This window comes from Micromonospora sp. bgisy143 (assembly GCF_057708145.1).
Genome location: NZ_JBYIRN010000010.1, coordinates 144301 through 170953 on the forward strand (window position 1 = coordinate 144301; position 26653 = coordinate 170953).

General features: G+C 72.2%; 21 protein-coding genes. 15 read left to right on the forward strand and 6 right to left on the reverse strand.

Annotated features, from left to right (window positions below):
* Positions 1 to 101: 101 nt before the first annotated feature.
* Positions 102 to 2291 carry an FUSC family protein gene (locus AC3EN4_RS14780; protein WP_435206412.1) on the reverse strand — a complete coding sequence of 730 codons (2190 nt, stop codon included), beginning with the start codon at positions 2289 to 2291 and terminating at the stop codon, positions 102 to 104.
* A 166-nt stretch (positions 2292 to 2457) separates the two neighbouring features.
* Entirely contained in the window at positions 2458 to 3834 is a 1377-nt protein-coding gene (locus AC3EN4_RS14785) for a cation:dicarboxylate symporter family transporter (protein ID WP_435206413.1), read from the reverse strand.
* A 75-nt stretch (positions 3835 to 3909) separates the two neighbouring features.
* Here AC3EN4_RS14785 and AC3EN4_RS14790 point away from each other — a divergent pair, with 75 nt between their 5' ends.
* The 3 genes from AC3EN4_RS14790 (at position 3910) to abc-f (ending at position 8166) form a co-directional block, all read left to right on the forward strand.
* On the forward strand, positions 3910 to 5499 hold the full coding sequence (locus AC3EN4_RS14790) for an ATP-binding protein (protein WP_435206414.1): 1590 nt from the start codon (positions 3910 to 3912) through the stop codon (positions 5497 to 5499).
* Positions 5496 to 6191: a response regulator gene (locus AC3EN4_RS14795; protein ID WP_435206415.1), complete on the forward strand. Its 696-nt coding sequence runs from the start codon at positions 5496 to 5498 to the stop codon at positions 6189 to 6191. Before AC3EN4_RS14790 ends, AC3EN4_RS14795 begins: the two co-directional genes overlap by 4 nt.
* Positions 6192 to 6528: 337 nt before the next feature.
* Positions 6529 to 8166 (forward strand): ribosomal protection-like ABC-F family protein, encoded by a 1638-nt coding sequence (abc-f, locus tag AC3EN4_RS14800; protein ID WP_435206416.1) that lies wholly within the window; start codon positions 6529 to 6531, stop codon positions 8164 to 8166.
* Positions 8167 to 8222: 56 nt separating this feature from the next.
* Here the strand turns inward: abc-f and dnaE are convergent, their stop codons facing one another.
* Positions 8223 to 11753: a DNA polymerase III subunit alpha gene (gene dnaE, locus AC3EN4_RS14805; RefSeq protein WP_435206417.1), complete on the reverse strand. Its 3531-nt coding sequence runs from the start codon at positions 11751 to 11753 to the stop codon at positions 8223 to 8225.
* Positions 11754 to 11896: 143 nt separating this feature from the next.
* On the opposite strand from dnaE, the gene AC3EN4_RS14810 reads away from it, so the two are divergent.
* The 3 genes from AC3EN4_RS14810 to AC3EN4_RS14820 all read left to right on the forward strand — a co-directional run bounded on the left by AC3EN4_RS14810 (position 11897) and on the right by AC3EN4_RS14820 (position 13669).
* Entirely contained in the window at positions 11897 to 12517 is a 621-nt protein-coding gene (locus AC3EN4_RS14810) for an L-threonylcarbamoyladenylate synthase (protein WP_435206418.1), read from the forward strand.
* Positions 12518 to 12608: 91 nt separating this feature from the next.
* Complete coding sequence (locus AC3EN4_RS14815; RefSeq protein ID WP_435206419.1) at positions 12609 to 13148, forward strand: RNA polymerase sigma factor; 540 nt, start codon at positions 12609 to 12611, stop codon at positions 13146 to 13148.
* On the forward strand, positions 13145 to 13669 hold the full coding sequence (locus AC3EN4_RS14820; protein WP_435206420.1) for a hypothetical protein: 525 nt from the start codon (positions 13145 to 13147) through the stop codon (positions 13667 to 13669). Before AC3EN4_RS14815 ends, AC3EN4_RS14820 begins: the two co-directional genes overlap by 4 nt.
* 24 nt (positions 13670 to 13693) lie before the next feature.
* Here the strand turns inward: AC3EN4_RS14820 and AC3EN4_RS14825 are convergent, their stop codons facing one another.
* Positions 13694 to 15157, reverse strand: a complete 1464-nt coding sequence (locus tag AC3EN4_RS14825) for a serine/threonine-protein kinase (protein ID WP_435206421.1) — start codon at positions 15155 to 15157, stop codon at positions 13694 to 13696.
* A gap of 122 nt (positions 15158 to 15279) precedes the next feature.
* On the opposite strand from AC3EN4_RS14825, the gene AC3EN4_RS14830 reads away from it, so the two are divergent.
* The 8 genes from AC3EN4_RS14830 to AC3EN4_RS14865 all read left to right on the forward strand — a co-directional run bounded on the left by AC3EN4_RS14830 (position 15280) and on the right by AC3EN4_RS14865 (position 23421).
* Positions 15280 to 15873 carry a hypothetical protein gene (locus AC3EN4_RS14830; protein ID WP_435206422.1) on the forward strand — a complete coding sequence of 198 codons (594 nt, stop codon included), beginning with the start codon at positions 15280 to 15282 and terminating at the stop codon, positions 15871 to 15873.
* 117 nt (positions 15874 to 15990) lie between these two features.
* Entirely contained in the window at positions 15991 to 16332 is a 342-nt protein-coding gene (locus AC3EN4_RS14835) for a PadR family transcriptional regulator (protein WP_421475825.1), read from the forward strand.
* Positions 16329 to 17279 carry a permease prefix domain 1-containing protein gene (locus AC3EN4_RS14840; protein WP_435206423.1) on the forward strand — a complete coding sequence of 317 codons (951 nt, stop codon included), beginning with the start codon at positions 16329 to 16331 and terminating at the stop codon, positions 17277 to 17279. Before AC3EN4_RS14835 ends, AC3EN4_RS14840 begins: the two co-directional genes overlap by 4 nt.
* Positions 17280 to 17380: 101 nt before the next feature.
* Entirely contained in the window at positions 17381 to 18718 is a 1338-nt protein-coding gene (locus tag AC3EN4_RS14845) for a sensor histidine kinase (RefSeq protein WP_435206424.1), read from the forward strand.
* The gene (locus tag AC3EN4_RS14850; protein ID WP_435206425.1) at positions 18715 to 19431 is read left to right on the forward strand and encodes a response regulator; all 717 of its coding nucleotides are present in this window, start codon (positions 18715 to 18717) and stop codon (positions 19429 to 19431) included. The genes AC3EN4_RS14845 and AC3EN4_RS14850 overlap by 4 nt, the downstream gene beginning before the upstream one ends.
* A gap of 81 nt (positions 19432 to 19512) precedes the next feature.
* Positions 19513 to 20406 (forward strand): ABC transporter ATP-binding protein, encoded by an 894-nt coding sequence (locus AC3EN4_RS14855; protein WP_435206426.1) that lies wholly within the window; start codon positions 19513 to 19515, stop codon positions 20404 to 20406.
* Positions 20403 to 21464 carry an ABC transporter permease gene (locus AC3EN4_RS14860; RefSeq protein WP_435206427.1) on the forward strand — a complete coding sequence of 354 codons (1062 nt, stop codon included), beginning with the start codon at positions 20403 to 20405 and terminating at the stop codon, positions 21462 to 21464. Before AC3EN4_RS14855 ends, AC3EN4_RS14860 begins: the two co-directional genes overlap by 4 nt.
* 178 nt (positions 21465 to 21642) lie before the next feature.
* On the forward strand, positions 21643 to 23421 hold the full coding sequence (locus AC3EN4_RS14865) for a carbohydrate binding domain-containing protein (protein WP_435206428.1): 1779 nt from the start codon (positions 21643 to 21645) through the stop codon (positions 23419 to 23421).
* Positions 23422 to 23486: 65 nt separating this feature from the next.
* Here AC3EN4_RS14865 and AC3EN4_RS14870 read toward each other — a convergent pair whose 3' ends face one another.
* Positions 23487 to 24527 carry a peptidoglycan-binding protein gene (locus AC3EN4_RS14870; RefSeq protein ID WP_435206429.1) on the reverse strand — a complete coding sequence of 347 codons (1041 nt, stop codon included), beginning with the start codon at positions 24525 to 24527 and terminating at the stop codon, positions 23487 to 23489.
* Between the two features lie 254 nt (positions 24528 to 24781).
* Here AC3EN4_RS14870 and AC3EN4_RS14875 point away from each other — a divergent pair, with 254 nt between their 5' ends.
* Positions 24782 to 25765, forward strand: coding sequence for an RICIN domain-containing protein (locus AC3EN4_RS14875; protein ID WP_435206430.1), 984 nt, complete (start codon positions 24782 to 24784; stop codon positions 25763 to 25765).
* Positions 25766 to 25891: 126 nt separating this feature from the next.
* Here AC3EN4_RS14875 and AC3EN4_RS14880 read toward each other — a convergent pair whose 3' ends face one another.
* Positions 25892 to 26644 (reverse strand): YebC/PmpR family DNA-binding transcriptional regulator, encoded by a 753-nt coding sequence (locus AC3EN4_RS14880; protein ID WP_422739517.1) that lies wholly within the window; start codon positions 26642 to 26644, stop codon positions 25892 to 25894.
* Positions 26645 to 26653: the final 9 nt, after the last annotated feature.

Sequence of the window (26653 nt, forward strand, 5' to 3'; positions counted from 1 at the left end):
GCGCAGGTGAGCGATGGCCAATCGACGATCGGCGGCCTGCCAGTAGTCCCCAGCGCCGGCCTGGCGGAGCGCGTCAGTTCGAGTGCCTGTGCCACAGCGGCCTACCGGTCATCCCCTGACCGGGCCGGCTCACGGTCGTCACCGTCGTGGATCCGGGTGAGGCTGTCGGCGAGCCCGGCTAGCCACCGGTCCACCTCCACCAGGTGCCGCACCGCGGCGGGGTCGACGCCGCCGAGCAGCGGGCGGAGCCGGTTCACCTCGTCGACGCAGTCGGTCGGTACCGGCATCGGGTCGGCCGCCCGACCGTGCGTCACCTCGCCGGCCAGGTCGTCGTACGCCGACCGCAGGTTCCCGGCCGTGTCCCGCAGCAGTGCCGCTGCCGCCGGCCAGCCGGCCAGGCAGCCGGGCGGGTTCCGGCGCAGCAGCGACTCCGCGCCGGGCACAACGTGGTGCCCGGCGCTCAGGGCGGCGTCCCAGTCGACGTGGCCGCGCCGCTGATCGTGCCGTTCGGAGTGGTACTGGCAGTAGGACGAGTCGACCAGGATCATCCGTTCGCCGACCCGGTCGAAGTCGCGCTCGGGTGGCGGCGCGTCGCCGAGCACCGCCGCGACGGTCCGTTCGACCGCCGTCCCGTTGGCCGCCAGGTAACGGCCTGCGTTGTGCCGCAGGTCGTGGCCGGCCCCGCGTGGCCACATGGCCACCCCGGCGAGCACCCCGATCACCGCGCCGAGCCCGACGTCGACCAGCCGCGCCTCGGCCAGCCGCCATCCCTCGGGGCTGAGCTGGCTGAACACGACGGTCAGCAGCAGGGTGAACAGCGCCTGCTGCCACACCGGGCCGAGCAGCCGACCGACCCCGAACGCCAGCAGCAACGAGACGGGCAGCACGACGGCGTACGCGACGGGCTTCTCGACGAGGAGCACCAGCAGGCCGCTGGCGACGACGCCCGCAAGCGTGCCCAGCACGGCGGGTCGCAGCGCGGTGCGGGTGTCGGCGGCCGAGGTACGCAGGACGGTGAGCGTCGCCAGGAGCACCCAGAAGCCGTGGTTGAGGTGCAGCACCCCGGCCGCCACCCGGGCGATCGCCAGCGCCACGGCCAGTCGCAGCGCGCTGTGCAGGTGCGCGGAGCGGGGCGCGAGGTGGGCGCGGAACTGTCGCCAGTACAGCGTCCACGCGCCGTGTCGCGCGTACTCGAAGAGCCGGGGGTAGGCGTCGGCGCCGACGCCGCGTGCCCCGGCGGCGATCCGGCTGCCGACGGCGACGATCCGCACCTGGTCGGCGAGGGCCAGCGCGGTCGCGTCCCGGCACATCCGGGGTACGTCCGGGCGGTCTCCGCCACCGGCCGACCGCACCGGGTACGCCGCCTCGGTGGCGCCGATCGCGGCGTCCAGGTCCCGCAGGTCCACCTCGGGCCCGTGGGACGACAGGCTGCGGCCGGCGGCCCGGATGGCGTCGGCGCACGGGCGCAGCAGCCGCGCCGCCGCCAGGTCCGGGATCGGCGTCGAGGGGACGTCCGCCGCGAGCCGGTCGGCCGTGGCCAGCGCCTCCCGCAGGGCCGACGCGGTGATCCGCAGCGCCCGGTCCTGGGCCCCGGCCGCGGTGGGTGACGACTCCCGGGGATTGCGGGCCAACCCGAGCACGGCCACCAGGTCGTACGCCCGGGCGCGCCGCCCATCGCGAGCACCCTGATCGCCCCCGGGGTCGCCGAGGGCGTCGGCCGTGGCGTCGAGGAAGGCCGCGACGCCGTCCGCCGCCCGGGCGAGCAGTTGCCGGTAGGAGACGGGCACCGGATCGGGCCAGAGCACCACCTCGGCCGCGGCGAGCAGGACGACGGCGAGGGTGACCCCGCCGAGGCGCTGCGGCAGGCTGTCCGGCTGGTACGGCGGGAAGGACGCCAGGATGTAGAAGAGTTGGAACGCGCTGGCCAGACCCACCAGGCGTGGGTTGCCGACCCCGGCGAACGCCACGACGAACCCGATGACCAGCATGCCGCCGGCCGCCGCCCAGGTACTCCACGCCAGAAGCGTGCCGGCGGCGATCAGCGCCCACACCACCGGCAGCGACGTGACGAGGATCCGCGCCCGCTGTGGCGCCGGGCCGGGCAGTTGCGCGAACGACCCGGCGGCGATCGTGCCGAACAGCGCGTACGTGGCGAGCACCGGGCTGCCCACGCCGTAGCGGCAGGCGTAGAAGAGGACGGACGCGACAAGGGTCAGCCGGACCGCGCGCCGCAGCACGGCGCCGTTCGGGTCACGACGGCGCAGTCGGCCCAGGAGGCTGGATCCGAGCACGCCTGCTCCCCAGGGTCGTCGCGGCACCCCTCCCCGGCATCTCATTCTCCACGCCGCCTCCGCGCGGCGACGAGTTTCGCACCGAAGTGATCGACACGAGTGCGGCGATGTGGGGGTATCCCGCGAGCGAGATGCCTCCACATCGCCGAACCGGAGTGGATCGAGGTCAGGCCGGCACGCCGGCCGCCTGCTCGTCGGACCGCCGCGGCTCGGGCTCGTCGTCGTGGTCGTCGACCATGGTGGCCTCGTCGAACGGGTCGTCGCCGCGCAGGACCCCGGCCGCCCGGTCCCGGTCGAACTCGCCGGTCCAGGTGCCGACCAGCACCGTCGCCACCGCGTTGCCGGCGAAGTTGGTCAGCGCCCGCGCCTCCGACATGAACCGGTCGATGCCGACGATCAGACCGACCCCGTCGACCAGGTCCGGACGGTGCGACTGGAGGCCGCCGGCAAGCGTGGCCAGGCCGGCGCCGGTGACGCCGGCCGCCCCCTTGGACGCGATCACCATGAACAGCAGCAGCGAGATCTGCTCCCCGACGGCGAGCGGTTTGCCCAGCGCGTCGGCGATGAACAGCGACGCCATGGTCAGGTAGATGGCCGTGCCGTCGAGGTTGAAGGAGTACCCGGTCGGCACGGTGATGCCGACGACCGGCTTGCTGACGCCGAAGTGCTCCATCTTGGCGATCAGCCGGGGCAGCGCCGACTCCGACGACGACGTCGACAGGATCAGCAGGAACTCCCGGCCCAGGTACCGCAGCAGCGAGAAGATCGAGATCCGGGCGACGAACCAGAGCAGCGCGCCCAGCACCACCAGCACGAAGATCAGGCAGGTGGCGTAGAAGCCGAGCATGATCTGGGCGAGGCTCTTGAGGGCGTCCACGCCGGTCGCGCCGACCACGGCGGCCATCGCGCCGAACGCGCCGACCGGCGCCAGCCACATGATCATGGCGAGGACCTTGAAGACGACACGTTGGATGACGGCGATCGCGCCGAGGACGGGCTCACCCCGACGGCCCAGCGCCTGCACGGCGAAGCCGACGAGCAGCGCCACCAGCAGCGTCTGGAGCACCTCGCCCTCGGTGAGCGCGGAGAACAGGGTCGTCGGGATGATCCCGAGGAGGAATTCCGTCGTACCGCCGGCCTCGTCCCCGGCGGCGGCCTTGCCGGCGCCCGCGAGGTCCGGACCCAGGTCCAGGCCCGAGCCGGGGTGGATGATGTTGCCGACGACCAGGCCGATGGCGAGCGCGACGGTCGACATGGTCAGGAAGTAGCCGAGCGCCAGGCCGCCGACCTTGCCGACCTTCGCGGCCTGCCGGACGGAACCGACGCCGAGCACGATGGTGCAGAAGATGACCGGGCTGATCATCATCTTGATCAGGTTGACGAAGCCCGTGCCGATCGGCTTGAGTTCCTTGCCGAAATCGGGTGCTACCAGGCCGACCACGATGCCGGCGAGCACGGCCACGACGACGGCCAGGTACAGGTAACGGGTACGGTCCCGGCGGGCCGACGGTTCCGCCGTGGTGGTGGATGCGGTGGAGTCCATGCCGACAATGTGAAGCGCGTCTCACCCGTTGACAGCCTTGCGGTCATTCTGTTCACGACGAAAAGCGAGGGGACGATGGCGGTGACCCGACGGCAGTGGAGCATCGCGGGGCAGCTCTTCGCCCTCCAGGCGGTGGTGGTGACGCTGCTCGTGCTGGCCGGCGCGGCGGGTGCCGTCTGGCTGGCCCGCGCCGACTCCCGCCAGGCCGCGCAGGAGGAGGTGCTCGCCGTGGCGCAGACCGTGGCCAACTCCCCCGACGTCCGCGCAGCCCTCACCACCGCCGACCCCGCCAGCATCCTGCAGCCGTACGCCGAGTCGACCCGGCACGCCACGGGCACCGACTTCGTGGTGGTGATGGCCCCCGACCGCACCCGCTTCTCCCATCCCACCCGGGAGCGGATCGGCGAGCCGTTCGTCGGCGAGATCGGGCCCGCCCTGGCCGGCCACCCGTTCACCACCACAAACGTCGGGACGCTCGGCGAGTCGGTGCGCGCGGTCGTCCCGGTGTACGACCAGCGGCAGCGCATCGTCGGCCTGGTCTCGGTGGGCATCACCACCCGCGAGATCAACCGCAAGCTGCTGCGCCAACTCCCCGTGCTGCTCGGCGTGGCGGCGCCGGCGCTCGCGCTCGCCGCGACCGGCTCGTGGCTGCTCAGCCGCCGGCTGCGCCGCCAGACCCACGGTCTGGGACCGGCGCAGATGACCCGGATGTACGAGTACTACGACGCCGTCCTGCACTCGGTGCGCGAGGGTCTCGTCGTGCTGACCACCGACCGGCGGGTGGCGCTGGTCAACGACGAGGGCCGGCGACTGCTGGGGCTCGACGCCGACCAGCCGGTCACCGACCAACCGGTGGCCGAGGTCGACCTGCCACCGGCGGTGGCCGAACTGCTCGCGGACGGCCGTGACGCCCTCGACGAGCCGCTGCTGGCCGGTGACCGGGTACTGGTGGCCAACCAGCGCACCGCTCGCTTCGAGGGCGCGGCGCTGGGCACCGTGCTGACCCTGCGCGACCAGACCGAGCTACGAACCCTGGCCAGCGAGCTGGACTCGGTTCGCGCGCTCACCCAGGCGTTGCAGGCGCAGACGCACGAGTCGGCCAACCGGCTGCACACCGTCCTCACCCTGGTGGAGCTGGGCCGGGCCGACGAGGCCGTCCGGCTCGGCACCCGGGACCTCGCCCTCGCCCAGCAGCTCACCGACCGGGTCGTCGACGCGGTCACCGAGCCGGCCCTGGCCGCCCTGCTGCTCGGCAAGTCCGCGCAGGCCGGGGAACGCGGCGTGGACCTGGTGATCGAGCCCGACTGCCACCTCGACGACAGCCCGCTGCCGACCAACGACCTGCTCACCGTCGTCGGAAACCTCGTCGACAACGCCCTGGAGGCGGTCGCCGGTACGCCCCCGCCGCGCACCGTACGGGTCTTCGTCGGCACGGTCGACGACGAGCTGGTGGTCCGGGTCGCCGACAGCGGACCCGGGCTGGCGAAGGAGCGGGTGGCGGACGCGTTCCGACGCGGCTGGTCCACCAAGAGCACCGGACGGGGTCTGGGGCTGGCTCTGATCGGGCAGGTGGTCCGCCGGCACGGCGGCAGCGCCGAGGTGACCCGCTCGGACGCGGGCGGCAGCCAGTTCACCGTCCGCCTACCGGCCCGGAGTCCACGATGACCAACATCCGGGTGCTCGTGGTCGAGGACGAGCCGCTGCTGGCCGAGGCGCACGCCGCGTACACCGAGCGGGTGCCCGGTTTCGCGGTGGTCGGGGTGGCACACACCGCACGGGCGGCGATGGCCGCCCTGCGCGCCAACGACGGCGGCGAGGTGGACCTCGTACTCCTGGATTTTCGGCTGCCCGACCTGCACGGCCTGGACGTCTGCCGGGCGCTGCGCGCGGCGGGCAGCAGCGTCGACGTGCTCGCCGTGACGTCCGCGCGGGACCTGGCGGTGGTGCGCACCGCGGTGTCCCTCGGCGTGACCCACTACCTGCTCAAGCCGTTCACGTTCGCGGCGTTCCGCGACAAGCTGGAACGCTACGCGGACTACCGCGCCCAGGCGCTCGCCGACGGCGAGGTGGCCGCCCAGCACGACGTGGACCGGATGTTCGCGACCCTGCGCGGCACGACCGGGCACAGCCTGCCCAAAGGGCTCGACGCGCAGACCCTCACCCGGGTACGCGCCGCGCTGGCCGACGGGTCCCACCCGGGGATGGGGCTGTCGGCGACCGAGGTGAGCGCGGCGACCGGCATCTCCCGGGTGACCGCCCGCCGCTACCTGGAGTACCTGGTGACGATCGACCGCGCCGTCCGCCAACCCCGCTACGGCACCCCCGGCCGCCCCGAGGTCGAGTACCGCCCCCGCTGAGGTCAGACGACACACCTCGCCGATCTTGCACTTTCTGCGGGGACCATTACCTGCAATAGCGACATTTCCTCAACACAAAGTGCAAGATCGCGGATGTGGGGGAACTCCGTGGCGGGGCGGAGATCCGTTGTTAGACTCGTTCGGTCGGGTAGCAGTACGACCAGGGAGACCAGACATGGCGGGTGACGACGACATCTCCGGGTGAGACCGGACGTGTTCGGCCATCGGTTCGGCGCGCGTGTGCGCGGCCGGCGTGGCCATGTCGTCGTTCCACCGGTCCCGGTTCGTCGTCGGGCGCCTTACGCGCGCCCCGCCCACCCCTTCGAGGTCAACCACCATGTCTGACGCATTCATCGTCTGCTCGAACCTGTCCTTCTCCTGGCCGGACGACACCCCGGTCTTCTCGGAGTTGTCCTTCAGCGTCCCCGGCGGTCGCACCGGTCTGGTCGCGCCCAACGGCGCGGGCAAGAGCACGCTGCTGCGGCTGATCGCCGGGGAGCTGCGGCCCACCGGCGGCAGCGTCACCGTCGACGGTCTGCTCGGGTACCTGCCGCAGACCCTGCCGCTCGCCGGTGACCTGGCCGTGGCGCAGGTGCTCGGCGTCGCCGAACGGATCGCGGCGCTGCACGCCATCGAGGCCGGCGACGCGAGCGAGGCCCACTTCGCCACCATCGGCGACGACTGGGACATCGAGGAGCGCACCCGCTCCGAGCTGGACCGGCTCGGCCTCGGCGAGCTGTCGCTCGACCGGCCGCTGCGTACGCTCAGCGGCGGCCAGGTGGTCTCCCTCGGGCTGGCCGCGCAGCTGCTGCGCCGACCGGACGTGCTGCTGCTCGACGAGCCGACCAACAACCTGGACCTGGCGGCCCGGCACAAGCTCTACGACGTGCTCACCGACTGGTCCGGATGCCTGCTGCTGGTCAGCCACGACCGGGAGCTGCTGGACCGGATGGACCGCATCGCCGAGCTGGACCGCGGCGAGATCCGCTGGTACGGGGGCAACTTCACCGCGTACACCGAGGCGGTGCGGGCGGCGCGTGAGGTGGCCGAGAGCAACCTGCGCAACGCGGAGCAGGAGGTCAAGCGGGAGAAGCGGGAGATGCAGCAGGCCCGCGAGCGGGCCGACCGGCGGGCCAGCAACGCGTCCAAGAACCTGAAGAACGCCGGTCTGGCCCGGATCGTCGCCGGCGGGCTCAAGCGCAGCGCGCAGGAGTCGGCGGGCAAGGCGCAGGGGACGCACTCGGCCCGGCTCGGCGAGGCCAAGGCCCGGCTGGACGAGGCCGGCCGGGCGGTCCGCGAGGAGGACCGGATCGTCGTGGAGCTGCCGGACACCACCGTCCCGGCCGGACGGACGGTCTTCACGGGTACGGGGATGCGGGCCCGCTTCGACGACCGGGAGCTGTTCGGCGGCGACGGGGCCGACCTGACGATCCGGGGTCCGGAACGGATCGCGCTCACCGGGGCGAACGGCGTCGGCAAGTCGACCCTGCTGCGCCTCATCAACGGCGACCTCGAAGCTGCCGGCGGCGACATCAAGCGGGCGGACGGCCGGATCGCGTACCTGTCGCAGCGCCTCGACCTGCTGGACCTCGACCGTACGGTGGCGGAGAACTTCGCCGCGTACGCGCCGAGCCTGCCGGACGCCCGACGGATGAACCTGCTGGCCCGGTTCCTGTTCCGGGGTAACCGGGTCAACCTGCCCGTCGGGGTGCTCTCCGGCGGGGAACGGCTGCGGGCCACCCTGGCGTGTGTGCTCTGCGCCGAGCCCGCGCCGCAACTGCTGCTGCTCGACGAGCCGACCAACAACCTGGACCTGGTCAGCGTCGGCCAACTGGAGAGCGCGCTGACCGCGTACCAGGGCGCTTTTGTCGTGGTGAGCCACGACGAGCGGTTCCTGGCCGAGATCGGCGTACAGCGGTGGCTGCGGCTGGCCGACGGCCAGCTCCTCGAGATCGCGGCCCCCGACCAGGTCTGAGCACGGCGGCGTCGCGCGGCCCGGCCGGACGTGCGCCGGCCGGGTCGCGCGGCCGGTCAGCTCACGTTGGCCGGGCCGAGGACGCTCTTCAGGTCACCCATCAGCGCGGTCGTCGCCGCTACCCGGAACGGCCCGAGCCGCAGGGTGGTGGTACGACCGCCGTTGAGGAGTTTGACGTGCACCTCGGTGTCGCCGGGGTGCAGCACCAGGGTCTCCTTGAGCCGTTCCACGAGCGGCGGCGTGCACCGGTGCACCGGGATGGTGAGGGTGACCGGCTTGTTGGTGGCGCTGGTGCTGACGTCCGGCATGGACATGTCCATCGCCATGATCCGTGGGGTGTCGTCGCGGCGGTCGACACGGCCCTTGACCACCACGATGGCGTCCTCGGCGATGTACTGGCCGATCACCTCGTAGGTGTTCGGGAAGAACAGCGTCTCCACGCCACCGGCCAGGTCCTCCAGAGTGGCCGAGGCCCACGCCCGGCCCTGCTTGGTGACCCGCCGCTGCACGCCGGAGAGGATGCCGGCGAGGGTGACGACCGCCCCGTCGGGCACCGCCCCGTCCTCCGCGAGGGAGGCGATGGTGGTGTCGGCCGCCGCGCCCAGGATGTGTTCCAGGCCGAACAGCGGGTGGTCGGAGACGTACAGGCCGAGCATCTCGCGTTCGAAGGCCAGCTTGTCGCGCTTCTCCCACTCGCTGTCGCCGATGACCGGCATCACCGTCGTGCTGCCGGTGTCGGCGTCGCCGAAGCCGGCGCCGAACAGGTCGTACTGGCCGACGGCCTCCTTGCGCTTGACGTCGGCGTACGCGTCGATGGCGTCGGCGTGCACCGCGAGCAGGCCCTTGCGGGGGTGCTCCATGGAGTCGAACGCGCCCGCCTTGATCAGCGATTCGATCGTCTTCTTGTTGCAGACCACCGCGTCCACCTTGGACAGGAAGTCGTAGAAGTCGGTGTACTCGCCCTTCTCCTCACGGCACCGCATGATCGAGGCGACCACGTTCGCGCCGACGTTGCGGACCGCCGCCAGGCCGAAGCGGATGTCCTTGCCGACCGGGGTGAACGGCCCGGCCGAGGTGTTCACGTCCGGCGGCAGCACCTGGATGCGCATCCGGCGGCACTCGGACAGGTACAGCGCCATCTTGTCCTTGTCGTCGCCGACGGACGTGAGCAGCCCGGCCATGTACTCGGCCGGGTAGTGCGCCTTCAGGTACGCCGTCCAGTACGAGACCAGGCCGTACGCGGCGGAGTGCGCCTTGTTGAAGGCGTACCCGGCGAACGGCACCAGGACGTCCCACACCGCCTGGATCGCCTCGTCGGAGTAGCCGCGCTCGCGGCAGCCGTCCCGGAACGGGATGAACTCCTTGTCGAGGATCTCCTTCTTCTTCTTACCCATCGCCCGGCGCAGCAGGTCCGCCTGGCCGAGCGTGTAGCCGGCGAGGATCTGCGCGGCCCGCTGCACCTGCTCCTGGTAGACGATCAGGCCGTGCGTCGGGGCCAGGATCTCCCGCAGCGGCTCCTCCAGCTCCGGGTGGATCGGGGTGATCTCCTGGAGGCCGTTCTTGCGCAGCGCATAGTTGGTGTGCGAGTCGACGCCCATCGGGCCGGGCCGGTACAGCGCCAGCACGGCCGAGATGTCCTCGAAGTTGTCCGGCTTCATCAGCCGCAGCAGCGACCGCATCGGCCCGCCGTCGAGCTGGAACACGCCCAGGGTGTCACCGCGGGCCAGCAGCTCGTACGCGGCCTTGTCGTCCAGCGGCAGGCCCAACAGGTCGAGCTTCTCGCCGTGGTTCAGCTCGATGTTCTTGACCGCGTCGTCGATGATCGTCAGGTTGCGCAGGCCGAGGAAGTCCATCTTCAGCAGCCCGAGCGACTCGCAGGTCGGGTAGTCGAACTGCGTGATGATCGCGCCGTCCGCGTCGCGGCGCATCAGCGGGATGTGCTCGATGATCGGCTCGGCGGACATGATGACGCCGGCGGCGTGCACGCCGGTCTGGCGGATCAGCCCCTCGATGCCCTTCGCCGTGTCGATCACCTTGCGCACGTCCGGGTCGGAGTCGTACAGGCCGCGGATCTCGCCCGCCTCGGCGTACCGGGGGTGCTTCGGGTCGAAGATGCCGGTGAGCGGGATGTCCTTGCCCATCACGGCCGGCGGCATGGCCTTGGTGATCCGGTCGCCGACCGCGTACGGGAAACCGAGTACCCGCGCCGAGTCCTTGATCGCGGCCTTCGCCTTGATCGTGCCGAACGTGGCGATCTGGGCGACCTTGTCCTCACCCCACTTGTCGGTGACGTACTTGATCACCTCACCGCGCCGGCGCTCGTCGAAGTCGATGTCGACATCCGGCATCGAGACCCGCTCGGGGTTGAGGAACCGCTCGAAGATCAGGCCGTGCGGGATCGGGTCCAGGTCGGTGATGCCCAGCGCGTACGCGACGAGCGAGCCGGCGGCCGAACCACGGCCCGGGCCCACCGCGATGCCCTGCTTCTTGGCCCACTGGATGAAGTCGGCCACCACGAGGAAGTACGACGGGAAGCCCATCTGGTTGATGACGCCCAGCTCGTACTCGGCCTGGACGACGTGCCCCTCGGGGATGCCGTTCGGGTAGCGGCGGGCCAGGCCGGCGAAGGTCTCCTTGCGGAACCAGGACTCCTCGGTCTCGCCCTCGGGCACCGGGAAGCGCGGCATCAGGTTGTGAAACTCGAACATGCCCTTCGGGTCGACCTTCTCGGCGACCAGCAGGGTGTTGCGGCAGCCCTGCTGCCACAGCTCGGACGAGTCGACCGCGCGCATCTGGTCGGCGCTCTTGACGAAGTAGCCGCCGCCCTCGAACCGGAACCGGTTGGGGTCGTCGATGTTGCTGCCGGTCTGCACGCAGAGCAGCACGTCGTGCGCGGTGGCCTGCGCCTCGTGCGTGTAGTGCGAGTCGTTGGTGACCACCGGCGGGATGTCCAGCTTGCGGGCGATCTCGGTGAGGCCGTCGCGGACCCGGCGCTCGATGTCGAGGCCGTGATCCATGATCTCCAGGAAGTAGTTCTCCTTGCCGAAGATGTCCTGGTAGCTCGCCGCGACCTTGAGCGCCTCGTCGAACTGCCCCAGCCGCAGCCGGGTCTGCACCGCCCCCGACGGGCAGCCCGTGGTGGCCATGATCCCCTCGGCGTGCTCGGCGATCAGCTCCATGTCCATCCGGGGCCACTTGACGTAGTGCCCCTCCATGGACGCCCGCGAGTTGAGGGTGAACAGGTTCTTCAGGCCCTGCGCGTTCTTCGCCCACATGGTCTTGTGGGTGATCGCGCCGTTACCCGAGACGTCGTCGCTCTTCTGCTCCGGCCGACCCCACTTGACCCGCGCCTTGTGGTAGCGCGACTCCGGCGCCACGTACGCCTCGACGCCCAGGATCGGGGTGATCCCGGCGGCCATCGCCTGGTTGTAGAAGTCGTTCGCGCCGTGCATGTTGCCGTGGTCGGTGATCGCCACCGCCGGCATGCCCAGCCGGTTGGCCTCGGCGAACAGGTCCTTCAACCGGGCCGCTCCGTCGAGCATCGAGTACTCGGTGTGCACGTGCAGATGCGCGAACGAATCAGCCATGCGTGGCGCCCCCCGGCGGTGTGGATCTAGGTGGTCGGAGCCGACCGGCACCTACCCTACCGAGGTGATCTCGGCGGCTCCACCGTCCGCGCCGAGGGTGGTCCGCGTCTCCTGTCCGCACCGGATCGGCATAGGCTCGACAGATGGCGAGGTACTACGACGTACACCCGGAGAACCCGCAGCCCCGCGTGATCCGGCAGGTGGCCGACCTGGTCCGGGGCGGCGGCCTGGTCGCCTACCCCACCGACTCCTGCTACGCGCTCGGCATCCAGCTCGGTAACCAGGACGGCCTCGACCGCATCCGGCATATCCGGCACCTCGACGATCGGCACCACTTCACCCTGGTCTGCCGGGACTTCGCGCAGCTCGGCCAGTTCGTGCAGATCAGCAATGCGGTGTTCCGGCTGGTGAAGGCGTCCACGCCGGGCAGCTACACGTTCATCCTGCCGGCCACCAGGGAGGTGCCCCGCCGGATGCTGCACCCGAAGAAGCGGACCGTCGGCGTACGGGTGCCCCGGCACACGGTGACCCAGGCGCTGCTGGCCGAATTGGGCGAGCCACTGGTGTCCAGCACCCTGACGCTGCCCGGCGAGGACGAGCCGATGACGCAGGGGTGGGAGATCAAGGAACAGCTCGACCACCAGCTCGACGCGGTACTGGACGCCGGCGAGTGCGGCATGGAGCCGACGACGGTGATCGACCTGTCCGGTCCGGAGCCGGAGATCCTGCGCCGGGGCGCCGGAGACGTGTCCCGCTTCGAGTAGCCCGGGTCGGGTGCCGGACCGGACGAGGACGGACCAGCGCCGACGGCCGTACGCTTGGGGATCGGCCACCGGCGAGCATTGGACACCCGGCATGCCCGACTCCGCTGATCTCGACGCCCTGGCCCGTCGCGCCGCGCAGGGTGACCCGGCGGCGCTGGACGCCCTGCTGGTCGCGGTGCGTCCGGAGGTGCTGCGGCTGTGCGCCCGCTTCCTGCCCAACCGCCAGGACGCCGAGGAAGCCTGCCAGGACACACTCCTGGCGCTGGCCGGCGGCATCACCCGGTTCGAGGGTCGCTCCTCGTTCCGCACCTGGCTGCATCGGCTGGCCGCCAATCGGGCCCGCTCCACGTACCGCACGCTGCGCCGCCGCTGTCGACTGGAGGCCGGCGGCGTTCCGGTGCCCGATCAGGCCGATCCCCGACGGACCAGCGTGGTCGCGGGCACCCGCCTCGATCTGCTCGACGCGTTCGACGCGGTCCACCCCGACCACGCCGAGGTGGTGGCCCTGCGCGACGTGCTCGGGCTGAGCTACCCGGAGATCGCCGCCCTGCTCGACCTTCCGGTGGGCACGGTGAAGTCCCGGTTGCACCTGGCCCGGCGCCAGGTCCGGCAACGGCTCGACGCGGGATGAGCCCGGCGTCGTTGCGCCGGCTCGCCGTCGTCCTCGCGGCCACCGTGGGGGTCGCGGCCTGCGGCGCCGAGGCCGTCTCGCCGCTGCCCGTCCAGCCGCCCGGCCCGACCCCACCGACGCCGACACCCTCGGCGATCTCCGCGACCCCCGCGCCCACCGCGTCGCCGTCCCGACCGCCGCCGACCAGCGGGCGTCCGCCCGCACCACCCAAACCACGGGGTACGCCCCGGACGACTGCCCCGCCGACGCCCGCGACACCGGCCTGTCTGGGCGCGGTCCGCTACGACCTGCCGCTCGCCGAGACCGAGATCGAGCTGCTGCGGTCGCTCTGCTTCGCGACCGGTGCGGTGTTACGGATCCAGGGCATCGGGCCCGGGCTCGTCACCGTGGACCGCCCGGAGCTGGTCTCCCAGCAGTACGAGGCGGGCGTGGTGGACGTTCGCTTCGTCCGCCCCGGCACCGTCGCCGTGACGATTCCGAAGGAGGGTCGGGAGCACACCATCACCGTGGTGGTCCGCTGACGGGCTGGTCTGCCCCGGGGCGGGTCAGCGCACCCGTACACCGGCGAGCAGGGTGTCCACGAACTCGGGCCCGCTGCCCTCCGGCGGGGCGATCTGCACGTACAGCAGGGCGGAGCCGTCGGGGTGCAGGCCGGCCGACTCGACGATCCGCGGCCGGCCCCGGTCGCAGACGTAGAGCACCACCGTCCAGGCCACGCCCGCCTGTCGGGTGGTGCGGGCCGGCGTGGGCGCGCAGTCCCCGTGCGTGCGCTCGGCCAGGAAGCCGGCCGGCGTGGTGCGGGCCGCCGTGGTGGCCGAGAGGCCGACGAACGCGCCGGGCAGTCGGAGGTCGGCGGCCCAGCGGCGGGGTCGCGGCGACATCACCAGGGCTGGTTCGGGTTCGCCGTCGGCGCCGTACTGGCCGGCCCAGGTCGCTCCCGTGGCGGACCAGCCGGGCGGCAACGCCACGGTCAGCGGCCCGGTCGTGTACGCGCCGCCCGCCGACCGGCCCGACCCGGTGCCTCCCGGTTCGGCGGCCACCTGGCTCACCGCGACGGCGACCACGACGGCCACCCCGGCGAGCAGCGAGCGGCGCGGACGGCGGACCTTCGGCCGAGGTGACGGTGGCCGCTGCCCCGAACCGGCCGCCGCAACCAGCCCTTGCGGGCCACCCGCCCGGGTCAGGGCGACGGGCCGCTCCGCCAGGTCGCACGCGCGGGTCAACGCGGCCCGCAGGGCTGCGGCGTCGGGATAGCGGTCGGCCGGGTGGTACGCGGTCGCCCGCGCGAGCACCGCCGCCACCGCCGGTGGCACATCCTCGCGGAGCCGGAGATCCGGGGGCGGGCCGGGCCGGGACGGCTGCGCGTCCAGCGGGTCGGCGGCCAGCAGCCGGACGCCGAGCCGGCCGAGCCCGTACACGTCGGCGCGGGTGTCGACCACCGCCCCCGGGTCGTCCTGCTCAGGGGCCATGTAGCCGGGGGTGCCGGCCCGGGCGGTCAGCCCCGAGGCGGCGGCGAGCGCCTTGGCGAGGCCGAGGTCGGCGATCAGCACCTGTTCGGCGTCGGGAGCGTCCGGGCCGGCGGAGCGGAACAGGACGTTGCCGGGGGTGAGGTCCCGGTGCACGACGCCGTGCCGGTGCAGCACGGCGACCCCGGCGCAGACCTCGCCGAGCAGCCGCAGCGCGGTCGGCGAGGGGATCTCGCCCCGGTCGAGGCGGTCCCGCAGGCTCCCCCGGTCCGCCCAGGCCAGGACCGCGTACGGCCGGCCGTCGGGCAACTCACCGACGGTGTGCACCCGGATCAGCCGGTCCTGCTCCAGGCGGCGCAACAGTCGGGCCTCGTCGAGGAAGCGTTCCCGGACCCGCAGGTCGTGGCTCCAGTTCTCGGCCAGCACCTTGATCGCCACCCGCGCGTCGAGCACCGCGTCGTAGCCCAACCAGACCGTCGCGAACGAGCCGACGCCCAGCAGTCGCTCGATGGCGTAGGGCCCGATCCGCTGCGGAGCCGTCACCGTGTCACCCCCGGCCAGCTCGGTCTCCTCACAGTAGACCGGGTCGGTCGGGAAGCCGACGAACCGCTGACGCCGGCGCGGTGACTAACAGGGCAGGAGACCCATCACCGAAGGAGCGCACCATGAATCGTCCCTCGATCCTTCTCACCACCGCCGCGCTGGCGCTCGGCACGCTCGTCCCGATGACCGTCGCGGGCCCGGCGGCGGCAGCGCCCCCGGCCGGCGGCGTCGCGGCGGCCCCGGCGTACGACCCGCCCGCCCCCGGGCACACCCACCCGCGGGTGCTCAGCGTCCGCGGCGCCGGCGTGTACCGGATCGGCGCCAGCCTGGCGGCGCTCACCGCGGCCGGACACATCGGCTGGACCGCGCCGGGCTGCGGCACGGTGGTCAACGCCGGCGTGACCGGTTCCTGGGCCGGTGTCCTCCTGCTGGCCTTCCGCGACGGACGACTGGTGGAGGTCGGCACGGCGACCGCACCGCCGCAGTCGCCCGCCGGGGCCAGGGTCGGCATGTCCTTCGCGGAGTTGGAGGCGATCTACGGCGCGCGCGGGTCGATGATCCGTAACGACGCGGGGGACGCCGAGGCGTACCTGGTTCGCGTCGGGTCGCGGGTGGAGCTGTTCACCGGGCACCCGATCCGGCCGGGCGTGGGCTACTTCCAGGTCGGTCCGGCCGACTACGTCGAGCGGAACTTCCGCCAGGGCGGGTCCTGCTGATACCGCGCAGGTGGCGGGGCGTCCGGTGTCGACCGGGCGCCCCGCTTCGCGTACCCGCAGCCGACACAATGACATCGGCGTAGACAACAGTGTGTGCCACACAGTATGGTGTGACGCATGGTTAGCGAGGACGTTCTACGGACGCATCTGCAGGAGTTGCGTCGAGGCACCGTCGTGGTGGCCAGCCTGGTCGCGCTCCGGCGACCGGACTACGGCTACGCACTGCTGCAACGGCTCACCGACCACGGTTTCCCGGTGGACGCCAACACGCTCTACCCGCTGCTGCGCCGCCTGGAGGACCAGGGCCTGCTGACCAGCGAGTGGAACACCGAGGAGAGCCGACCGCGCAAGTTCTACCGGACCAGCGACGAGGGCGAGTCGATGCTGAGCCGGCTCCTGGACGACCTCGCCGCCGTACAGACCTCCATCAACGGCTTGATCCAAGGAGCGGACCGATGAACACCCTGACCGATCGCTACCTCGCCGCCACCCTGCGCTCGGTGCCCGCCCCGCGCCGCGACGAGATCGCCACCGAGTTGCGCGCCTCCATCGACGACATGATCGAGGGCCGGACCGACGGCGGGCAGGACGCCACCACCGCCGAGCGGGAGGTGCTCACCGAGCTGGGCAACCCCGACCTGCTCGCCGCCCGGTACGCCGACCGCCGGCTGCAACTCATCGGCCCGACCTACTACCTGATCTGGCTGCGACTGCTGAAGCTGCTGCTCAGCTTCATCCCGGCGCTCGTCGGCACGATCGTCACGGTGGTCGAGGCGGCGGAAGGAAAGGGCTTCGGCGCCATCGGTCCCGGCATCGTGACGGCCATGCAGGTGGCCGTGCAGATCGCCTTCTGGCTCACCCTGACCTTCGCCGTCATCGAGCGCACCCAGACGGCCGTGGACCTGCCGAGGTGGACCGTCGACCAACTGCCCGACGCGCCGGTGCGACGGGGCATCCCTCTCGCCGACACCATCGCATCCGTGATCATGCTGGTGCTGACCATCGCGTACCTGCCGTTGCAGCACTACCACTCCTGGGTGAACGGCACCGACGGCGAGAACATCGCCATCCTCGACCCGGCGCTGTGGTCGTTCTGGCTGCCGGCCCTGATCGGGGTGCTGGTCCTCAGCGTTGTCTTCGAGATCGTCAAGTACCGGATCGACCGCTGGACCTGGCCCCTGTTCGGCACGAAGGTGCTGCTCGACCTGGCGTTCGCGGTGCCGCTGGCCTGGCTGGCGCTCTCCGACCGGCTGCTCAACCCGGCGCTGGCCGAGCGCCTGAGCTGGGTGGCGGAGCCCGACAACCGGGACGGTCTCGGCCTGGCCATCGCGGTCGGCGCAGCCGCGATCGTGGTCTGGGACCTGATCGACACCGCCCGCAAGACCCGCCAGCAGACGACCGCTTGAGCGACACCGCAGACGGCGGCCCGGCGCGTACCCCGCGCCGGGCCGCCGCCCGTCGACCCGCCTGGTCGACGGGCTGCCGAGCGACGTGGCATCGTTCCTGGATGAGCACGGTAACGCGGGAGGAGTGGGCCCGACCGGGTCCGACGGCGGAACAGCGCCGAAACGACATCTGGATCGGCCTGGGGATCACCGCGCTGGCGTTGGTCAGCCTCACCCTGGCCCGCAGCACCGGAGCGTTCCTGCTGGGTCCGCCGCCGTCCGGGCCGGAGCAGCTGTTCTGGACCGTCGCCGTGACCGTGCCGCTGATCTGGCGACGGCGGTGGCCGGGCGCGACGCTGCTGGTCGTCGCGGTGGTGTTCGTCGCCGCTCAGGCCCGCTCGGCACCGGAGACCCAGTTCTCCGCGTGGGCCCTGTTCTGCACGCTCTACACCGTCGGCGCCTGGGGGCGGAACCGCCAACTGGCCCGTCGGCTGCGCATCGGCGTGATCGCCGCGATGTTCGCCTGGTTGGGGATCTACTACGCGGTGATGATCGACCACATCCCGGCGGATGCCTTCTCCGACGCGGTCGGTCCGGTGCCGCCGAGGCTCGCCATGATGGTCACCGGCGTGCTGCTCAACGTGCTGGTCCTCGGCTTCGCGTACTTCTTCGGTGAGACCGCCTGGGTGGCCGCCCGCCGCGAGCACGAGCTGCGCGCCCAGGCCGAGGACCTGCGCCGGTCGCAGGCCACCGCCCGGGAACGGGCGGTGCTCGGCGAACGCGTCCGGATCGCCCGGGAGTTGCACGACGTGGTCGCCCACCACGTGTCGGTGATGGGCGTGCAGGCATCCGCCTGCCGGCGGGTGTTCGACCGCGACCCGGGCAAGGCCCGCACCGCGCTGACGGCCATCGAACAGAGCGCCCGCACCGCCGTCGACGAGCTGCGCCGGATGCTCGGCGTGCTGCGGACCTCCACCGGCACCGACGCCGCGACGCCGCCGGCCGGCGGCGTCGAACGGATCGGCGAGCTGGTCGAGCGGGCCCGGGCCGCCGGCCTCACGGCGACCCTCGGGGTGTACGGCGACCCGGTCGCGCTGCCCGAGTCGGTCTCCCAGACGGCCTACCGGGTGACGCAGGAGGCGGTGACCAACACCCTGAAGCACGCCGAGGCGGCGCTGCTGGACGTACGGGTCCGCTACCTGGCCCGGGAGGTGGAGGTCGACGTGACCGACGACGGGCGCGGCGGTGGCCGGGCCGACACCGGCGGACTGGGCCTGCTCGGCATGCGCGAACGGGTCGCCGCCCACGACGGCGACCTGGAGGTCGGGCAACGAACCGGCGGCGGCTGGCGGGTCCGCGCCCGCTTCCCCCTCGACGGGTCGGCGGTGCGCACGATCAGCCCGCAGCGGGAGCCGGCCGACCATCACCTGGCGGCAGCCGACGCGGAGTCCCCGGCGTGAGCGTGACAGCCCAGCACGCGTCCGACGTCGGCCCGACGGTCCGGGTGCTGCTCGCCGACGACCAGCACCTCGTCCGTACCGGCTTCCGGGTCATCCTGGAGGTGGAGGACGACATCGAGGTGGTCGGCGAGGCCGCCGACGGCGAACGGGCCGTCAGCATGACCCGGGCCACCCGCCCCGACGTCGTACTCATGGATGTGGAGATGCCCGGGATGGACGGCCTGGAGGCCACCCGGCGGATCGTCGCCGACGGCCCCGGGGCCCCCGCGGTGTTGATCCTCACGACCTTCGACCGCGACGACTACCTGTTCGCCGCGCTGCGGGCCGGGGCCAGCGGCTTCCTGCTCAAGAACGGCACACCGGAGGAGCTGGTCGAGGCGATCCGGGTGCTGGCCAGGGGCGATGGTCTGCTCGCCCCGGAGATCACCCGCCGGGTGATCTCCACCTTCGCCCGACCCGGCGACCCGGCGGGCACCGCCTACCGGGGCCCGGACGCCGAGGCCGCGCTGGCCGAGCTGACGCCGCGCGAGCGGGAGGTGCTGATGCTGATCGCCGCCGGATCGAGCAACGCGGAGATCGCCGCGACCATCCACCTGGGCGAGGCGACGGTGAAGACGCACGTGAGTCGGGTGCTGGCCAAACTCGGCCTGCGTGACCGGGTGCAGGCCGTGGTGTTCGCGTACGAGAACGGGGTGGTCCGGCCCGGCGGGTGACCCGCGTCCACCGCGAGGCGGACCCGTCCGCTCAGCCGCCGGGCGGACGGCGCGGCGGCGTACTCGATCTAGCGTGGGTGCGTGACCAGAACGCTTCGCCTCGACGGCGTCGACCGTAGCTTCGGCGACCGTCAGGTGCTCAGGAACGTGTCCTTCGAGGTGTCCGCCGGCCGGATGACCGGTTTCGTGGGCGCCAACGGCGCCGGCAAGACCACCACCATGCGGATCATTCTGGGTGTCCTCGCCCCGGACGCCGGCGAGGTGAGCTGGGGCGGCACGACGCTGACCCGGCAGGACCGTCGGCGCTTCGGCTACATGCCGGAGGAGCGGGGCCTCTATCCCAAGATGACAACCCGCGAGCAGGTGACCTACCTGGGTCGGCTGCACGGGTTGGACGCCGTCAGGGCCCGGCGTTCCACCGACGCGCTGCTGGACCGGGTCGGGCTCGGTGAACGCGGCGACGACCTGCTGGAGACGCTGTCGCTCGGCAACCAGCAGCGCGCCCAGATCGCCGCCGCGCTGGTACACGACCCCGAGATGCTGGTGCTCGACGAACCGTTCTCCGGCCTGGACCCGCTGGCCGTGGAGACCGTCGTGGCCGTGCTGCGGGAACGGGCCTCGGCCGGTGTGCCGGTGCTCTTCTCCAGTCACCAGCTCGACGTCGTGGAACGCCTCTGCGACGACCTGGTGATCATCGGGGACGGGGTGATCCGGGCCGCCGGCAGCCGCCAGCAACTGCGCGACTCGTACACCGTGCCCCGGTTCGAGCTGGTCGTGGAGCACGACGCCGGCTGGGTACGCGACCACCCCGGGGCGACGGTGGTCGAGTTGGACGGCGCACGGGTGGTCTTCGACCTGCCGACCGGCACCGACGAACAGCCCGTGCTGCGGGCGGCTCTGGAGCGCGGCCCGGTCCGCTCCTTCCGCCCGGTCAGCCCCTCGCTCACCGAGATCTTCCGAGAGGTCACCCAGTGAACGTCACCCAGGCCACCCGGCTGGTCGCCGAACGCGAGATCCGGGTCAAGCTCCGCGACCGCACCTTCCTGTTCGGCACCCTGTTCTTCCTGCTGATCGCCGCGGCGGGCACCATCCTGCCCCCGCTGTTCTCCGGCGGGCCGTCCACCGTGGCGGCGACCGAGAGCATGGCCGCCCCGCTGCGCGCCGCCGGGCTCGAGGTACGGGTCGTCCCCGACGACCGGGCCGCCGAGCAGGCCGTCCGCGACGACGACGTGGATGCCGCGGTGGTCACCGGACCGGCCGTCCTGGCCATGGACGACGCCCCCGACGACGTGGTGCGGGCCCTGAGCACCCAGCCGACCGTCCGCCTGCTCGACCCGGACGCGGTCGATCCGGTGGTGGCGTTCCTGGTGCCGTTCGTCTTCGCGTTCGTCTTCTTCCTCACCTCGCAGACCTTCGGCGTGCAGATCGCGCAGAGCGTCATCGAGGAGAAGCAGACCCGGATCGTGGAGATCCTGGTCGCCGCGGTGCCGGTACGGGCCCTGCTGGCCGGGAAGGTGGTGGCCGGGGCCATCCTGGCGTTCGCGCAGATCGCCCTGATCGCCGTGGTGGCGGTGCTCGGGCTGCAGATCGGCGACAGTGCGGGGCTGCTCAGCCTGCTCGCCCCGGCGATCGGCTGGTTCGTGCCGTTCTTCCTCGTCGGCTTCGTGCTGCTCGCCGCCATGTGGGCGGCGGCCGGCGCGCTGGCCAACCGGCAGGAGGACATCGCCGCGGTGTCGACGCCGGTGCAGCTCGCCGTCATGCTGCCGTTCTTCGCAGTGATCTTCCTGAACGACAACGCCACCGCGATGCGGGTGCTGTCCTACCTGCCGTTCTCGTCGCCCACGGCCATGCCGCTGCGACTGTTCACCGGCGACGCGGCCGGCTGGGAGCCGATCGTCTCGCTCGTCGTCCTGCTGCTCACCGCCGGCGCGTTCGTCCTCGCCGGGGCCCGGGTGTACGAGGGGTCGCTGCTGCGCACCAACGGCCGAACCTCGCTGCGTACCGCCTGGCGGGAGCGGGAGACGATCGGCTGAGCCGGTCGGCCGCCTCGACGCGGGCGTCGGTGTCCTGATCGGAGGCCGACGCCCGCTGCCGTACGGCACTGTCCCGAGCGCTGTTCGGTGGCCGTGATCAGCGCGAACACTCCTACCGTGAGCCGATCCTCACGGCGTCGACCTGGTCGTCGCCGGTTCCCGGACCGGAAGGCTCTCGATGTCCCCACCGAACCCCGCACGGCGACTCCGTCGTCTGCTCAGCCTGGTGCTCACGGTAGCCCTCGCCAGCACCCTCACCGCCCTCATCCCGCACGCGCCGGCCGCCGCCGCGGCGGGCAACCTGATCCTCAACGGCACGTTCGACAACGGCAGCACCGAACCCTGGTGGACCCGGCTCTCCTCGACCAGCACCACGGTCAACGCCGGGCAGTTGCGCATCCGCACCAGCAACACCGTCGGCAAGCCGGTGTGGGAGGACCTGGTCGGGCACTTCGAGTTCGGGGTGACGGCGGCCCAGCCGTACCGCGTACAGTTCGACGCCTCCGCCGACGTCGGCCGCGACGTGCGGGTCTCGGTCTCCCGGGTGGACACGCCCTTCACCTCGGCGTTCGACCGGACGGTGGCGCTCACCTCCACGTCGCGGCGCTTCACCTTCGACTTCACGTCGCCGTTCGGCGACCCGAAGGCGGTGCTGCTGTTCCACTTCGGGGGCCAGGCCGCGTCGACGATCCGGCTGGACAACATCTCGCTCACCCCGCTGGCCGTCGACCCGGCCACCGACCCGGTCCTGCACTGGAACGACACGCTGCTGAACGCCTTCAAGGGAATGGATCTGCCACCGACCGTCCTGTCCCGCCACGCGGCCATCCTGCACGCGGCGATGCAGGACGCCGCCGTCTCCGTCACCGGTGTCGGCAACCCCTACCGGGTGCGGGTGCCGGTCAGCTACCCGGGCACCATGGACGACGTGGTGGCACCGTCGCTGCACGCGGCGATCGACAAGGCCGCATTCGACGTGTTGGTCGCCCTGTACCCGTCCCGCCGCACGGCCTTCGACGCCGCCTACGTCGCCGCCGGCTCGCGGCGGCCGTCCGGCCTGAACGCCGCCGAGGTCACCCGCGGCGAGACCGTCGGGGCCGCGGCCGCCGCCGCGAACCTCCAGGCTCGCGTCAACGACGGCGCCACCAACCCAGCTGGGTACGCCCCGGACGGCGTCGACGGCGCGTGGCGGCCGACCGACGGTAAGCCGGCGGTCAGTCCGAACTGGGGGCGCGTCACGCCGTTCGCCCTGAGCGCCGGTGACCAGTTCCGGCCCGGCCCACCGGCCGGCGCAACCAGTTACGCCGACCTGCTCGGCCGGGACGAGTACCGCCGCAACGTCCAGGAGGTACGGGACTACGGCGGCCGGACGTCGTCGCTGCGCACCGCGGAGCAGACGCAGATCGCCTACTTCTGGGCCAACGACCTGCCCGCGACCTACCGGCCACCGGGCCAACTCTTCGCGCACACCCGGATCGTGTCCGAGCAGCGGAAGCTGGGCATCCTGGCCAACGCCCGCCTCTTCGGGCTCGTCGCCCTGGCGCTCGCCGACGCGGCCATCGCCGCCTGGGATGCCAAGTACCTGACCGCCATCGACCTGTGGCGGCCGGAGAGCGCCATCGGCAACGGTTGGCAGCCGCTGTCGCAGGACGAGGCCGGCGTGTCGTTCTCACCGCCCTTCCCGGCGTACGTCTCCGGGCACGCCACCTTCGCCGGCGCCTGGGCGGCGGTGCTGAAGGGCTTCTTCGGCACCAACGCCATCGCCTTCGACGCCACCACCGACGATCCGCACGCACCGGGGGTCGTCCGACACATGAGCGGCTTCGACGAGGCCGCCCGGGAGAACGCGCTCAGTCGGATCTACCTGGGCGTGCACTACCGGTTCGACGCGGAGGCCGGCATCGCCACCGGCAACTCCGTGGGCGCGTACGTGGTCGCCAACCGGCTCCGGCCGTGAGTCGTCCGCCGCAGTGACCGGACTCCCGCCCGGCCCCGCGAGGCCGGGCGGGCAGTCGTCGCGCGTCACACCGAGGAGACGCAGGTCCAATGACGAAAATCGCCGGTACGCGACCAGATGTCGCGCGCCGCCCCGATGTTCCAACCCGGATCCAGCGCGGTCCGGCGATCGACCCCGAGGCGGGACAGCTCCGTGTCGCTGAACTGGAACAGGCCCCACCGCCGCGACCCGTCGGCGGTCACCTCCACCCGCAGCGGGTCCAGTCCGGACAGGCACCGGGCCAGCCGCACCGCCTCCGACGGGTCCTCCGGGAACCGTGCCCGGAGGTACTTGCTGATCCGGTTCTCCGTCCACGCGACGGGCGACACCGCGCTGTCCTGGAGGGCGTCGAGCACCTGCCGGTCCACCGTGCCGCTGACCTCCAGGCTGTGCAACGCCTGGAAGGCGATCACCCGGCTGGTCGTGTCGGGCCCGAACCACCCGTCGACGGGCACCCGCAACCCGCTCGCCGCCAGCCGTTCCTGGAGGTCCAGCACGCAGGGGCCGTACATGCCCTGGCGCAGGACGAGCGGACACGGCGCGCTCGATCCGGTACCGCTGGACCTGGGGGTCATCACGTCACCGGCGGGCAGCAGCGCGCCCACCGTCAGCGCGCCCACCAGCGCCAGCGCTCCCAGCGGCAGCCGGCGACGCGCGGACCGGGGTCGGTCGGTGGACCGACGAGGACCGGTCGCCTCGACGGGCACCGGAGCGGAGACCGGCGGCGCGGGGTGCGTCGGCTCGCCCGACGCCGGCCGGCCGGTGGGGCGCATCGGCTCGCTGAGCCGGGCCTCGATGTCGCGGCGTAGGTCCAGCCACCGTTCGATCTCGGGCGCGGACGTGCCGCAGGCGGCCAGCAACGCCGTGACGGTCCGCTCGCGGGGCAGGGTGGTGCGTCCCAGCATGGTGGCGAGGGTGCTCGGCGGCAGCCAGTGCCCGGCCGCCGAGGCCCGCTGGGCCACCTCCCGGTACGTCAGGCCGGAGCGTCGCCGCACGTCCCGCAGCGACGCCACGTACTCCCCCGCCGTGGTCACCTGCGGCACCGGATCCCGGACAGCGTCAATCATCGGATCTCCCCCGTGTCGTTGATGTGGTCGGGTTCGGACCGGTCCCCGTTTCCGAACCCGACGGCCGGTACGGTGCGAACCGCCGTGGCCATCGACGAAAACGCTAGATAGCCGGGTCGTCGCGAACAATGCCCTGGTCGGGGCGGTGCGGTGTCCGCGCAGCTCAGAGGGGCCTGTCCGGGTTTTGTCCGACCACCTCGGACAGACGTCGGACCGACTTGCCCGAAGGCGTGCAGGGTCAGCAGAATCAGGCGATGACCACGGGGGAGCTTCGACCGGGTGAGGCGGCCAACCCGGCCGAGTTCATCGAACTGCTGCGCCACCTCAAGGACCGCTCCCGACTGACGTTCCGGCAACTCGAACAGCGCGCCGTCGCGGCCGGTGACGTGTTGGCCCGCAGCACCGCCGCCGACCTCCTGCGCCGGTCCACCCTGCCGCGCCCCGAGGTGCTGGCGGCGTTCGTCCGCGCCTGTGGGGCGGGCGAGCAGGTCGACGAGTGGCTGCGCGCGCGGCACCGGCTGGCCGCGGGCGAGTACGCCGTCGCCGGGCCGCCGGTGGACGCGCCTTCCGACACGCGGACCGACCGCCCGGCTGAGGCACGACCGCGCTGGTCGGGTCGACACGCCCTGCTGGCGCTGCTCGTCGTCGCCACCCTGCTCGTCGGGCTCGGCGTCTGGTTCTGGTGGCCCCACGACGAGGAGCGCCGGACGTCGGAGACGGCCGCCGGCGGCGCGTCGCCGAGCCCGACCGCGTCCGGTGCCGGTCAGCGGTCGCCGGCCAGCGGCCGCATCCAGATCCGTCCCGCCAGTTACCCGAGCCTCTGCATCAGCGAGGGGCGCGACCGCAGCGGCCGGTACGAGGACGCGGTGGCGGTCCAACGCCCCTGCGCGGGCGCGACCCCGCCGGAGACCTACCTGGTGCCGGTGGCCGACGACATGTACTTCGTCAAGTGGAAGCACCCGGTCAACGGGGTCGGCTGCCTCACGGTGCGGCGGGAGGATCCCGGGCAGAACCTCATCGAGCCGTGGGACCAGTGCAGCACCGACTCCTGGTACCAGCTGTTCCGCTTCGAACCGGCCGGTTCGGCGCCGGACGCGTACCGCCTGCGACCGGCGGGCAGTGACCTGTGCGTGGGCATCCGCGACGACGCCACCCAGGTCCCGGCCGAGGCCGCCGCCGAGCCGTGCACGGGCCAGTCCGACCAGGTGTTCCTGGTGGACACGGTGCCCGCGAAGTGACGCCCGCGCCGGGCGCTCGGCGCTCGGCGCGTGATCGACTCCGGTTCACGGAAGTGGGGGTGTCCGCACGGGCGGACACCCCCACTTCGGCGACCTGGTGTTGATCAAGCCCTGGCGGGCCGGACGTCAGGCGTCGACGGCCGCCATCACGTCGTCGGAGACGTCGAAGTTGGCGTAGACGTTCTGCACGTCGTCGCAGTCCTCCAGGACGTCGATCAGCTTGAAGATCTTGCGAGCGCCCTCCTCGTCCAGCGGCACGTTCACGCTGGGCACCAGGGACGATTCGGCCGACTCGTACTCGATTCCGGCGTCCTGCAGGGCGGTGCGCACCGGGATCAGGTCGCCCGGCTCGGACACCACCTCGAACGCCTCGCCCAGGTCGTTGACCTCCTCGGCGCCGGCGTCGAGGACGGCCATCATGACGTCGTCCTCGCTGGTGTCGGCCTTGGGGACGATCACCACGCCCTTGCGGGAGAACATGTACGACACCGAGCCGGCGTCGGCCAGCGAGCCACCGTTGCGGGTGAGCGCGGTCCGCACCTCGGTCGCCGCCCGGTTGCGGTTGTCGGTGAGGCACTCGATCAGCATCGCCACGCCGTTGGGGCCGTACCCCTCGTACATGATGGTCTGCCAGTCGGCGCCGCCGGCCTCCAGGCCGGAGCCCCGCTTGACCGCGCGGTCGATGTTGTCGTTGGGAACCGAGTTCTTCTTCGCCTTCTGGATGGCGTCGAAGAGCGTCGGGTTGCCGGCCGGGTCGCCGCCGCCGGTCCGGGCGGCCACCTCGACGTTTTTGATCAGCTTGGCGAACATCTTGCCGCGCTTGGCGTCGATGACGGCCTTCTTGTGCTTGGTGGTCGCCCACTTTGAGTGGCCGGACATCTTCTACCT